We start from the raw sequence: 12,094 nt of genomic DNA, 5'->3' as shown, positions 1-12,094 counted from the left end.
AGGCAGGGTCAGCGGCGTGGGCTGGCTTGTGACTTTCTTGTTATGACGCGATGGATGCCCGGCTTCGGCGGAGGGCCCTCTCGGTGGGTTTGGTGGGCTTTCTCCGAAGTCCGCATTCTGAGAACGCGCACTTCCGGTTGGCCGCGGGTGAGATCTCGTGATTGCCGGGGTACGGGCGGCGCGGACCGGATCGGAAAGGCCCCGGGAGTGGGCGCGGCCGGAGATAGGACTGTGGTGTTGTATTGCGCGCGTGTTACGGAGCGTTACGGAGAGAAAGGGTGGTCCGCAGCGAGGGGGATTTCCGAACAGCTTTGTTCCGCGGCGGGTTGACGGGTTCGACGGGCCCGGTGCCGCTCATGGCCGCAGCCTCGAGGGGCGGCAGTGGGGCAGGAGGGGGAAGGCGAGCGGTGCCCCGCCGCTCCGCGCGGTGCGCGTTGCGGCGGGGCGGTCGCTCGTGCGGGGCGGCCGGTGCCGTCCCGGGGTTACGGGAGCTTCACGAACGGCGCCAGGAAGGCGCGGGCGCCGGGGGTGTCCAGGCGGTACGTCACGTTGGTCGCGTAGCAGGGGGCGTCGCCGGTGATGGTGGTGGCGGCGAGGATGTTCCGCCCGCCGATGACGGCGAAGTTGGGACCGCCCGAGTCGCCGTAGCAGGCGCCTCCGTTGCCTTGCGGGGCGGTCATCGCCAGACGGGCCCAGGAGTCGTTGAGGGCGTTGAAGGTGACGGGTGCCTTCATGCGGACGCCGCCGCCGGGGTGGGTCTGGCCGCCGGGGCCGTTGACGGCCTCCTGGGTGCCGTAGCCGGCGACGAGCCAGTCGGTGGTGTTCAGGCCCTGCGGGCCGAGCCTGCCGAGCTGGTTCGCGGTGGGCAGGGTGGCGGGGGTGAAGCTCCAGCGTGCCTTGACCTGGGCGGCGGGCAGTTCGACCACCGCGATGTCGTGGGTGTCGGAGGCGGGTCCCGGGTAGTCGGGGTGCGAGTGGGCGGTGCCCTGGACGGCGACGGCGGCGGCCTGCGCGGCCGGGTCGCCCGGGTGCTTCTTCGCCGCCGCGTCGAGCCCGGACTGCACGTCCTGGTCCAGGGAGACGTAGAACCGCACGTTGTCGGGCCAGTCGGTGGTGCAGTGCGCGGCGGTCAGGAAGGTGTCCGCGTCGATCATGGTGCCGGAGCAGACCCAGTCGACCCGGTCGGGGGTCGCGGGGTTGTCGTCGTCGTCCCAGGAGGCCACGAGCGCGCCGACCTCGGTGCGTTCGGGGGCGGGAGTGGCGTTGTAGGAGTTGATGGCGGACGACGGCAGCGCGGTGGCGAGCACGGCGGCACCGGCCGCGGCGGTGACGGCGAGGGCGCGTACGGAGGTCAAGAGAAACCCTTCTAGGGGTGGGACGGGTCTACTCCTGTGGGGGGTGGGGCGTCGTCAGTGAAACGCCCGGGGGCGGCCGCGACAAGAGCGCGCCCGCCCCTCCAGGGTTTTCCCTACGTCGGCCGGCTCGACGCCGGTATCAGCTCGATGCCCGTCAGCTCGCGGCGCGGATGAGCTCCTCGTCGCCCGGGTTCACATCGCGCAGCAGGCAGGTCAGCCGGGCCGTGCACACCCTTTTGTCGTGTTCATCCGTTATGACGATTTCGTAGGTGGCGGTCGAGCGTCCTCGGTGCACGGGTGTGGCGACGCCGGTGACCAGGCCGGAGCGCACCCCGCGGTGGTGGGTGCAGTTCAGGTCGACGCCCACGGCGATCTTGGAGCTGCCGCCGTGCAGCATGGAGCCGACGGAGCCGAGCGTCTCGGCCAGCACCGCGGAGGCTCCGCCGTGCAGCAGTCCGTAGGGCTGGGTGTTGCCCTCGACCGGCATCGTCCCGACGACCCGGTCCGCCGACGCCTCGACGATCTGGACGCCCATCCGGGTCCCGAGGTGGCCTGCGGAGAAAAGGGCCGGGAGGTCCACGCCGAGTGCTGCGTACTCGTCGACGACCTCTTGCGGGAACTTCACATGCTGCTGCTCACCCATGGGGCCCGGTCTCCGTTCGTCCAGATCATGCGGTCACCTCTGTGGCTGAGCAAACGCTCAGTCGGTTGCCGATTGTTCCAGACGCACCACGACGGACTTGCTGGCCGGGGTGTTACTGGTGTCCGCCGTGGCATCGAGGGGCACCAGCACGTTGGTCTCCGGGTAGTACGCGGCGGCGCAGCCCCGGGCCGTCGGGTAGTGCACGACGCGGAATCCCGGCGCCCTGCGCTCCACGCCGTCCTTCCACTCGCTGACCAGGTCGACGTAAGCGCCGTCCGCCAGCTTCAGGGCACGCGCGTCCTCGGGGTTGACCATCACCACCCGGCGGCCGTTCCTGATGCCCCGGTAACGGTCGTCGAGGCCGTAGACCGTGGTGTTGTACTGGTCGTGCGAGCGCACCGTCTGGAGCAGCAGGCGGCCCTCGGGCAGCTCCGGGTACTCCACGGGCGCGGCGGTGAAGTTGGCCTTGCCGGTGGCCGTGGGGAAGCGGCGTTCGTCGCGCGGGGCGTGCGGGAGCGTGAAGCCGCCGGGGCGGGCCACGCGCGCGTTGAAGTCCTCGAAGCCGGGGATTACGCGCGCGATGCGGTCCCGGATCGTCGCGTAGTCCTTCTCGAACTCCTCCCAGGGCGTGGCGCTGTTCTCGCCCAGTACGCGGCGGGCCAGGCGGCAGACGATGGCGGGCTCGGACAGCAGATGCCGGCTGGCGGGCTCCAGCCGGCCCCGGGAGGCGTGCACCATGCCCATCGAGTCCTCGACGGTCACGAACTGCTCGCCGCTGCCCTGGAGGTCGCGCTCGGTCCGGCCGAGCGTCGGGAGGATCAGGGCACGCGCGCCCGTGATCACGTGCGAGCGGTTCAGCTTCGTCGACACGTGTACGGTCAGCCGGGCCCGCCGCATGGCCGCCTCGGTGACCTCCGTGTCGGGGGACGCGGAGACGAAGTTGCCGCCCATGGCGAAGAAGACCTTCGCCTCGCCGTCGCGCAGGGCGCGGATGGCCCGTACGACGTCGTAGCCGTGCTCGCGCGGCGGGGCGAAGCCGAACTCCTGCTCCAGGGCGTCCAGGAACGCCGGGGCGGGGCGCTCGAAGATGCCCATCGTGCGGTCGCCCTGCACGTTCGAGTGGCCGCGCACCGGGCACACGCCCGCGCCCGGACGGCCGATGTTGCCGCGCAGGAGGAGGAAGTTGACCACTTCCCTGATCGTGGGCACGGAGTGCTTGTGCTGGGTGAGGCCCATGGCCCAGCAGACGATGGTGCGCCGCGAGGTGAGTACCATGCGGAGGGCTTCCTCGATCTTCTCCCGGGGCAGCCCGGTGGCCCTCAGCGTCTCGTCCCAGTCGGCGGCGCGGGCGGTCTCGGCGAACTCCTCGTAGCCGTGCGTGTGCTCCCGCACGAACGCCTCGTCGACCGCGCCCTCCGTCTCGACGATCAGCTTGTTCAGGAGACGGAACAGGGCCTGGTCGCCGCCGATGCGGATCTGGAGGAACAGGTCTCTCAGCGCGGCGCCCTTGAGCATGCCGTGCGGGGTCTGCGGGTTCTTGAAGCGCTCCAGGCCCGCCTCGGGCAGCGGGTTGACGCTGATGATCCTCGCCCCGTTGTCCTTGGCCTTCTCCAGGGCGGAGAGCATGCGCGGGTGGTTGGTCCCCGGGTTCTGGCCGGCGACGATGATCAGGTCGGCCTTGTAGAGATCCTCCAGCAGGACGCTGCCCTTGCCGATGCCGATCGTCTCCGACAGGGCCGAGCCGGACGACTCGTGGCACATGTTCGAGCAGTCGGGCAGGTTGTTCGTGCCGAGCTCGCGGGCGAACAGCTGGTAGAGGAACGCGGCCTCGTTGCTGGTGCGCCCGGAGGTGTAGAAGACGGCCTCGTCCGGGGAGCCGAGGGCGGCGATCTCCTCGGCGATGATGTCGAAGGCGCGCTCCCAGGTGACCGGCTCGTAGTGCGTGCCGCCCTCGGGGAGATACACGGGGTGGGTGAGGCGCCCCTGCTGTCCCAGCCAGTAACCGCTGCGGCCGGCCAGGTCGGCGACCGGGTGCGCGGCGAAGAACTCGGGCGTGACCCGGCGCAGCGTGGCCTCCTCGGCGACGGCCTTCGCGCCGTTCTCGCAGAACTCCGCCTTGTGCCGGTGCTCCGGCTCCGGCCAGGCACAGCCCGGGCAGTCGAAGCCTTCCTTCTGGTTCACGCTCAGCAGCGTCAGCGCGGTGCGCTTCACACCCATCTGCTGCTGGGCGACGCGCAGGGTGTGCCCGATCGCGGGGAGGCCCGCTGCCGCGTGCTTCGGCCCGGCTACCTGCGGCGCGTCCTGAACCGGATCACTCTTGGGCGGTTTCGACGCCATCGCACGCTCCCCTTCGACTGCACTGTGAGGTACGTCTCCGATCCTCGCACGCGGGAGTGACATAGGGGTGGGGCGGGCCGGGCCGGCGGCCCGCCCCGGCGCACGCGCTGCCGGGGCCGGGGCCGAGTGTCAGTGGGGCGTGGCAGGATCGGGGGCGTGGCAGAGACAGCATCGAAGACGACCGACAAGACCTCCGGCGGCAGCCGCCCGCGACTGATGCTCATGGACGGGCACTCGCTGGCCTACCGAGCGTTCTTCGCGCTGCCAGCGGAGAACTTCACCACCGCGACGGGACAGCCGACGAACGCGATCTACGGCTTCGCGTCGATGCTGGCCAACACGCTGCGCGACGAGGCGCCCACGCACTTCGCGGTCGCCTTCGACGTCTCCCGCAAGACCTGGCGGTCGCAGGAGTTCACGGAGTACAAGGCGAACCGCTCCAAGACCCCCGACGAGTTCAAGGGCCAGGTCGAGCTGATCTGCGAGCTGCTCGACGCGATGGGCGCCGCCCGCTTCGCGGTCGAAGGCTTCGAGGCGGACGACGTCATCGCCACGCTCGCCACGCAGGCCGAGGCCGAGGGCTTCGAGGTGCTGATCGTCACCGGCGACCGGGACTCCTTCCAGCTGGTCAGCGAGCACACGACCGTGCTGTACCCGACCAAGGGCGTCTCCGAGCTGACCCGCTTCACCCCCGAGAAGGTGTTCGAAAAGTACGGGCTGACGCCCGCGCAGTACCCCGACTTCGCGGCCCTGCGCGGCGACCCCTCCGACAACCTCCCCGGCATCCCCGGCGTCGGCGAGAAGACCGCCGCGAAGTGGATCAACCAGTTCGGCTCGTTCGCGCAGCTCGTCGAGCGCGTGGACGAGGTCAAGGGCAAGGCCGGGCAGAACCTGCGCGACCACCTGGAAGCGGTCAAGCTCAACCGCCGGCTCACGGAGCTGGAACGCCGGGTCGAGCTCCCCAAGGGTGTCGCCGACCTGGAGCGGACCGCCTACGACCGCAAGGCCGTCGCGATGGTCCTGGACACCCTGGAGATCCGCAACCCCTCCCTGCGCGAGCGGCTCTTCGCCGTCGACCCCGGCGCCGAAGAGGCCGAGACCACCCCGATCAGCACGGACGGCGTGCAGTTGGACGGCACGGTGCTCGGCCCCGGCGAGCTGGGCGGCTGGCTCACCGAGCACGGCACCCAGCCCCTCGGCGTCGCCACGGTCGACGCCTGGGCGCTCGGCGCGGGCTCGGTCGCCGAGGTCGCGCTCGCCGCACCCGACGGGGCGGCCGCCTGGTTCGACCCCTCCCAGCTCGACGAGGCCGACGAGACGGCCTTCGCGGCCTGGCTCGCCGACGCAGACCGGCCCAAGATCTTCCACAACGCCAAGGGCGCCATGCGCGTCTTCGCCGAGCACGGCTGGAGCGTCGAGGGCGTCACCATGGACACCGCGCTCGCCGCCTACCTCGTCAAGCCCGGCCGCCGCTCCTTCGACCTGGACGCGCTGTCCCTGGAGTACCTGCACCGCGAGCTGGCCCCCGCCGCCGCGGCCGACGGCCAGCTCGCCTTCGGCGCGGACGACGGCGCCGAGGCCGAGGCCCTGATGATTCAGGCCCGCGCAGTCCTCGACCTGGGCGAGGCCTTCGAGAGCCGCCTGGAGGAGGTCGGCGCCGCCGACCTGCTGCGTGACATGGAGCTGCCCACGTCCGCGCTGCTCGCCCGCATGGAGCGGCACGGCATCGCGGCCGACCGGCCCCACCTGGAGGCCATGGAGCAGATGTTCGCCGGCGCTGTCCAGCAGGCCGTGAAGGAGGCCCACGCGGCAGCCGGGCACGAGTTCAACCTGGGCTCGCCCAAGCAGCTCCAGGAGGTCCTCTTCGGCGAGCTGGCCCTGCCCAAGACGAAGCGGACGAAGACCGGCTACACCACGGACGCCGACGCCCTCGCCTGGCTCGCCACGCAGACGGACAACGAGCTGCCGGTGATCATGCTCCGCCACCGCGAGCAGGCCAAGCTCCGCGTCACCGTCGAAGGCCTGATCAAGACGATCGCCGCGGACGGCCGTATCCACACCACGTTCAACCAGACGGTCGCCGCGACCGGCCGCCTGTCCTCGACGGACCCGAACCTCCAGAACATCCCGGTCCGCACCGACGAGGGCCGCGCGATCCGCCGCGGCTTCGTCGTCGGCGAGGGCTTCGAGTCCCTGATGACGGCCGACTACAGCCAGATCGAACTGCGCGTGATGGCCCACCTCTCCGAGGACGAGGGCCTGATCGAGGCGTTCACCTCCGGCGAGGACCTGCACACCACGGCCGCCTCCCAGGTCTTCGCGGTCGAGCCGACCGCGGTGGACGCCGAGATGCGCCGCAAGATCAAGGCCATGTCGTACGGCCTGGCCTACGGTCTGTCCGCCTTCGGCCTCTCCCAGCAGCTGAACATCGAGGCGGCGGAGGCCCGCTCCCTGATGGACGCGTACTTCGAGCGGTTCGGCGGCGTACGGGACTATCTGCGCCGGGCGGTCGACGAGGCCCGGGCGACGGGCTACACGGCGACGCTCTTCGGGCGCCGGCGCTACCTGCCCGACCTCAACAGCGACAACCGCCAGCGCCGCGAGGCCGCCGAGCGGATGGCCCTCAACGCGCCCATCCAGGGCACGGCGGCCGACATCGTCAAGATCGCCATGCTCAAGGTGGACACCGCGCTCAGGGCCGCCGGGCTCGCCTCCCGCATGCTGCTCCAGGTCCACGACGAAATCGTGCTGGAGATCGCTCCCGGGGAGCGGGCGGCCGCCGAGGAACTCGTCCGCCGCGAGATGGCGAACGCCGTCCACCTCCGCGTCCCCCTGGGCGTCTCGGTGGGCGCGGGCTCGGACTGGGAGTCGGCGGCGCACTAGGCGTATGGACCGGGAGGTTGTCGACACGGGTATGCCCCCGGCCGAGCGCTGAGCCGGGGGCACCCGCCACCCCCACCCCGTGGGAAAACGTCACTCGCGTGGCCCCCGAGAAAGGGCCACCGCCCCCGGCGGTCGCAAAGATGCGGGCATGGGTATACGCACGCTCCTCAGCCGCACGGCCCCAGGCGTGGCACTCCCGCCGGTCCCGCCCTTCGCGGCAGCCGCAAGCACGGTCCGCGTCCCCGCCAGCCTCACCACGGCCCTGCGCCGCACGACGGCGGACCTCCGGCAGCGCCTGGCTCACGGGTGGCGGCCGCCCGATCCCACCGCCGTCGGCGACGTGTCCGCCGCGACCGGTCGCACCGTCGGCGACGTGATGGCCGTCCAGCGTCCCGCCGACGCCGACGACGTGTCCGCCGCCACAGGCCTCACCAGCCCAGCCGACGTGTCCGCCATCCTCGGGCTCACCAGCGGCACAGCCACTACCGCCCAGCACCCCAGCAGGGCCGATCGACCCGGCACGGCCTCCCGCCCCTGGGCGGACCTCGCCCGCAGCTACCTGACGCTCGTCCTCACCCTGCTGCCACGGCCCCGCCCCGCCCACACCACCATCACCGTGTACATCACGACCACCGAGCCCCTCAGCGAGCGGCCGGCCGGCTCGGCTCCGCGTCATCGACGCGGCCAGGACCGCCCGGGACCGGGGCCAGGTCCGGGACCGGAGCCGGACGCCACACCCTGACCCCCACGGCGTACAGCAGCAGTGCCGGGACGAGTCCCGCGCCCGCCCCGAAGCACACCGTCGGAATGATCTCCCACGGCTTCGCGATCGAACCCCAGTAGGCCCACCACCGCGACGCCCGCTGCACCGCCCCCGCCAGCGCGAAGCCGCCGATCACCGCACCGGCCAGCCAGCGGTCCCGTACCGACAGCGCCGGGACCCCCACCGGCTCGCGCACAGGCGCCCGCCGCACGGCCTGCGCCACGAACACGGCGATCACGACGGCGGCCACCGCCGAACCGCCGTACTGCAAGTACCAGTACAGCGGCGAGCCCGCCACCTCCCGGCCCAGTACCGGAAACACCCGTATCCCCCACCGGTCGGGATGCGTGAACGCGTCCCACACGACGTGCGTCAACGCGCCGAGCACCGCGGACACGTACCACCGCAGCACCAGGGACGGTCGCACACGCGTGCGTGGCGCACCGCACCGCACCAGCGCGGAAACCCGCCCCTGCCGGGCCCGCGGCAGCAGCGCCACCAGCGGTTCGCGCACCAGCAGCCACAGCCCCGCCAGCGCCCAGGCGATGAGCACATCGACCGTGAACACGCCCGGGAACGAGTGCGTGACGTCACCGAACTCCATCGCCCCGGACACCGCACTCGCCGCGTAATAGGTCATGTCAGGCGCGAAGGAACCCGCCACGAGGACGGCGGGCACCAGCGGGCCCCGGCCGGTGCCGTCGGTGCGTACGGCGGGCAGTACGGCTGCCGCGTGGCTCAGCGTGAACGGCAACTCGGCTCCTCGTGACGGTTGTTGCCAGGGCGATCGAGGGCCCAGTATGCGGGATGCCGAACACCGGCCGCCCACCGCGCTCATCGTGACCAACTAGTGAAAAACGGGCATGAATGGGTGCCCGGGCAAAGGAAGTTGTCGTAGGGTCGCCAGGGTCACCGTGCCGGTGGCAGGAGACAGGCCTGTCGGGAGGGCAACCACTCGGGCCGGTCGATCGTCACAACAGAGCGAACGCAACAGAAGTACGCGTACGCATCAGAAGAGCGCGACAGACAGAGACGGGCGCTCGGGCGTCCACGGGAGGGGTTCACTCTATGGCGGCGCAATTCGGCAGGAGGCTGCGCAAGGGGGCGGCAACCACCGCCGTGGCCGCGGTAGCGGTCGCGGCACTGTCCGCCTCCCAGGCTCCGGGCGTGAACGACCACGGCAGACAGGCCGCCGCGGACGCCACACCCTCACCCGACGCGAGTGCCTCCGACGGCAGCGCCACCGGCAACTCGCCGTACTACACGGACCTGCCCCCGCTCAACAGCCCGAGCCCGTCACCGAGCACCGGGCCGGGGCCCACCGCCGGCACCTCCGAGGCGGGCATCCCCGCGACCGTCCTCGACGCCTACAAGAAGGCCGAGGCCGCGCTGCGCGACGCCAAGCCCGGCTGCAACCTGCCCTGGCAACTCCTCGCGGCCATCGGCCGGGTGGAGTCGGGCCAGGCCCGCGGCGGCCGCGTCAATGCCGAGGGCACCACCATCTCGCCGATTCTCGGCCCGCAGCTCGACGGCAACGGCTTCGCCCTCATCAAGGACACCGACAACGGCGCCTACGACGGCAACAGCACGTACGACCAGGCCGTCGGTCCCATGCAGTTCATCCCGTCCACCTGGGCCTGGGCGGGCCGCGACGCCAACGGCGACGGCAAGAAGGACCCCAACAACATCTACGACGCCGCGCTCGCCGCCGGCCACTACCTGTGCCGCAACAACTGGGACCTGTCCGACCAGAACGACCTCGACCGCGCGATCCTCAGCTACAACAACTCGCGTGAGTACCTGAACCTGGTCATGCGGTGGCTGGAGTACTACCGCAAGGGCACGCACGAGGTCCCCGACGGCACCGGCACGCTGCCCGACAACCGCAGCGACGACGGGGGTGGGGCGAGCCCCAGCCCCTCCACGCCGAGCACGCCCGGCACGCCGGCTGCGGGCGGCTCCAAGCCCAAGCCCAAGCCCACCCCCAAGCCCCAAAAGCCCGGCGGGGGCGGCACGCCGACCCCGAAGCCGCCCACCACCCCGCCAGACTCCCCGAGCACGCCGCCCTCGACCTCTCCCACGCCCACCGACACGGTGCACCACCTGGAGGACGCCGGGACCGCGAAGCTCACCGCGATGGCGGGCGACGCGTTCACCCAGCGGATCAGCACCCGCGCCGAGACGAAGGCCGGCAAGGCCGTCGCCAAGGTCAGGATCCGCTTCACGATCGTCGGCGACACGGACACCACGTTCCCGGGCGGTGAGAGCGTGGCCACGGTCGCCACCAACAGCTCCGGCGTGGCCGTCGCACCCGCGCTTCAGGCGGGGGAGAAGACGGGCGACGTCACCGTCCGGGCCACCGTCGTGGGCCGTATGGTCGCGGGCCTCGACTACACGGCCACCGTCACCGCACGCGCCGCCGACGCCCTCGCCCGCACCGATGACGCGCCGCTGACCTGCACCCCGGGCGGCGAGTTCGCGAACCAGGTCGAGGTGAAGGCCACCTACAAGGGCGCCGTCGCCGACGGCGTCGCGGCCACCGCCACGCTGGTCAAGTCGGCGGACGACCCGACCGTCAACGACAAGGGTCCCTACTTCAAGACCGACGACGGCAAGGTCGTACGCACGCTGACGGGTTTGAAGACGGACGCGAAGGGCCTGCTGAAGCTGCCGAAGCTCTACGCGGACGACACCACCGGCACGTTCCTGCTCCGCATCGACACCGAGGGTGGCGCGACCCTCACCGTCGAACTCACCGTGGCGGCGGCCGAAACGTCCTCGCCGAGCCCGTCGGCCAGTCCGAGCGCGTAGCTCTCAGGTACACGGACGACGCCCCTCTTTCAAGAGAGGGGCGTCGTTGTGTGTGCAACGTGTTCTCATCTCCGCCGCCCGTTGCTACGGTGCCGAGAAAGCTGACGGTGTATCAGCTCGACCCGTGGGGAGGCCCCGTATGCGCGCCCTCGTCGCCGCCGCCACCGGTCTCGCCGTCGCGTTCGCCGTGGTCCTGACGCTCACCGCCCCCGGCACCCCCTCGGGCGGGACGTCCCCGGAGCCGCTGCTGACGACGGTGCCCGCACAGCCCTGACCGCCCGCCCGGGAGGGAGGCCGAGATGCGCCGCAAGGCCGGCCTGGTCCTGCTCGCCCTCGCCGTGTTCTTCGCGGCCCTGTCCCCGCTGCTGCGCTGGTACGCCTTCCCGCGCCTCGCCAAGGTCCCCGCGAACCAGTACCAGGACATGGTCCTGGAGGCGGAGAACGCCACCCTCCTCGACTACGGCACGATGCGGGCCCGCACGGTCCCCAAGGTCACGATCGTGCAGACCCTCAAGGGCAACGTCGAGGCCTCCGAGCGGATCGAGGAGTCGGCGGGCCGCGACGTGGTCGTCTGGGACGGCCTGTCCTACGTGGTCGGCCCCGACGGCGAGATGGTGTCGAAGATCCCCGAGCGCTACATCTTCGACGCCCACACCCAGGAACCCGTCCACGCCACCGGCGAGATGGTCGACGGCGACCCCGTGCGCCGCGAGGGCCTCGAGTTCAAATGGCCGTTCCTCACGGAGAAACGGGACTACGAGTACTTCGACGCCCAGGCCCGCGTCACCGCCCCCATCCACTACAAGGGCACACAGGACTTCCGCGGCCTGGAGGTCTACTACTTCGAGCAGACCATCCCCTGGACCAAGGTGAGGATCCCCAAGACGCTGCCCGTGGAGGGCCTCACCGCCGAGTCGGTCGCCGAGACCGGCACCACCCGCTGGTACACCACGGTCCGCAAGTTCTGGGTCGAACCCCTCACCGGCGCCCCCGTCTACGGCGAGGAACTCCACAAGGAGGAACTGCGCGGCGGCACCCTCCTCGGCGACCGCGACAAGGTGACCGCCTTCGCCGGGCACGTGAAGATGCGCGAGGACTACATCACGCACACAGTCGACCTGGTGAAGTCCCAACGCCTGCTCATCCTGCTGATGACGTCCTCCCTGCCGTGGGGCTCCCTGGCCCTAGGCATCCTCCTGCTGGCCCTCGCGCTGTACCTGGAGGCCCGCAGCCGCCGCCCGTCCGGCCCGGCCCCCACGGAGGCCGAGGAACCGTCACCGGTCAGCGCATGAGCAGGGCGGT

Annotated in this window: 9 protein-coding genes; 5 read left to right on the top strand and 4 right to left on the bottom strand. The window is 71.3% G+C overall.

What is annotated here, in order from left to right:
• Nucleotides 1-482: 482 nt before the first annotated feature.
• The 3 genes from V8690_RS10090 to V8690_RS10080 all read right to left on the bottom strand — a co-directional run bounded on the left by V8690_RS10090 (nt 483) and on the right by V8690_RS10080 (nt 4,335).
• Nucleotides 483-1,355 (bottom strand): trypsin-like serine protease, encoded by an 873-nt coding sequence (locus V8690_RS10090; protein ID WP_338777485.1) that lies wholly within the window; start codon nt 1,353-1,355, stop codon nt 483-485.
• A gap of 154 nt (nt 1,356-1,509) precedes the next feature.
• On the bottom strand, nt 1,510-1,998 hold the full coding sequence (locus V8690_RS10085) for a hotdog fold thioesterase (protein WP_338777483.1): 489 nt from the start codon (nt 1,996-1,998) through the stop codon (nt 1,510-1,512).
• Between the two features lie 57 nt (nt 1,999-2,055).
• Nucleotides 2,056-4,335 carry an FdhF/YdeP family oxidoreductase gene (locus V8690_RS10080; protein WP_338777481.1) on the bottom strand — a complete coding sequence of 760 codons (2,280 nt, stop codon included), beginning with the start codon at nt 4,333-4,335 and terminating at the stop codon, nt 2,056-2,058.
• A gap of 156 nt (nt 4,336-4,491) precedes the next feature.
• Here V8690_RS10080 and polA point away from each other — a divergent pair, with 156 nt between their 5' ends.
• Together polA and V8690_RS10070 are read left to right on the top strand one after the other, a co-directional pair.
• Complete coding sequence (polA, locus tag V8690_RS10075) at nt 4,492-7,218, top strand: DNA polymerase I (protein WP_338777479.1); 2,727 nt, start codon at nt 4,492-4,494, stop codon at nt 7,216-7,218.
• Between the two features lie 148 nt (nt 7,219-7,366).
• On the top strand, nt 7,367-7,960 hold the full coding sequence (locus V8690_RS10070) for a hypothetical protein (RefSeq protein WP_338777477.1): 594 nt from the start codon (nt 7,367-7,369) through the stop codon (nt 7,958-7,960).
• On the opposite strand, the gene V8690_RS10065 is transcribed toward V8690_RS10070, so the two are convergent.
• Nucleotides 7,860-8,735, bottom strand: coding sequence for a DUF4184 family protein (locus V8690_RS10065; protein WP_338777475.1), 876 nt, complete (start codon nt 8,733-8,735; stop codon nt 7,860-7,862). The genes V8690_RS10070 and V8690_RS10065 overlap by 101 nt on opposite strands.
• Before the next feature lie 314 nt (nt 8,736-9,049).
• Between V8690_RS10065 and V8690_RS10060 the strand changes: the two genes are divergently transcribed.
• The 3 genes from V8690_RS10060 (at nt 9,050) to V8690_RS10050 (ending at nt 12,084) form a co-directional block, all read left to right on the top strand.
• Nucleotides 9,050-10,792 carry a lytic transglycosylase domain-containing protein gene (locus V8690_RS10060; protein WP_338777473.1) on the top strand — a complete coding sequence of 581 codons (1,743 nt, stop codon included), beginning with the start codon at nt 9,050-9,052 and terminating at the stop codon, nt 10,790-10,792.
• 139 nt (nt 10,793-10,931) lie between these two features.
• Entirely contained in the window at nt 10,932-11,066 is a 135-nt protein-coding gene (locus V8690_RS10055; RefSeq protein WP_338777471.1) for an SPW_0924 family protein, read from the top strand.
• A gap of 25 nt (nt 11,067-11,091) precedes the next feature.
• The gene (locus tag V8690_RS10050; protein ID WP_338777469.1) at nt 11,092-12,084 is read left to right on the top strand and encodes a DUF3068 domain-containing protein; all 993 of its coding nucleotides are present in this window, start codon (nt 11,092-11,094) and stop codon (nt 12,082-12,084) included.
• The last annotated feature ends 10 nt before the right edge of the window (nt 12,085-12,094 follow it).

It is taken from the genome of Streptomyces sp. DG1A-41, from assembly GCF_037055355.1.
Classification (GTDB): domain Bacteria; phylum Actinomycetota; class Actinomycetes; order Streptomycetales; family Streptomycetaceae; genus Streptomyces.
This window is presented reverse-complemented; position numbering and strand designations above follow the sequence as displayed.

What these genes read in the sequence shown, in the direction of transcription:
- V8690_RS10085 (WP_338777483.1), bottom strand. Translation starts at nt 1,998, where the DNA reads ATGGGTGAGCAGCAGCATGTGAAGTTCCCGCAAGAGGTCGTCGACGAG.
- V8690_RS10080 (WP_338777481.1), bottom strand. Translation starts at nt 4,335, where the DNA reads ATGGCGTCGAAACCGCCCAAGAGTGATCCGGTTCAGGACGCGCCGCAG.
- V8690_RS10070 (WP_338777477.1), top strand. Translation starts at nt 7,367, where the DNA reads ATGGGTATACGCACGCTCCTCAGCCGCACGGCCCCAGGCGTGGCACTC.
- V8690_RS10060 (WP_338777473.1), top strand. Translation starts at nt 9,050, where the DNA reads ATGGCGGCGCAATTCGGCAGGAGGCTGCGCAAGGGGGCGGCAACCACC.
- V8690_RS10055 (WP_338777471.1), top strand. Translation starts at nt 10,932, where the DNA reads ATGCGCGCCCTCGTCGCCGCCGCCACCGGTCTCGCCGTCGCGTTCGCC.
- V8690_RS10050 (WP_338777469.1), top strand. Translation starts at nt 11,092, where the DNA reads ATGCGCCGCAAGGCCGGCCTGGTCCTGCTCGCCCTCGCCGTGTTCTTC.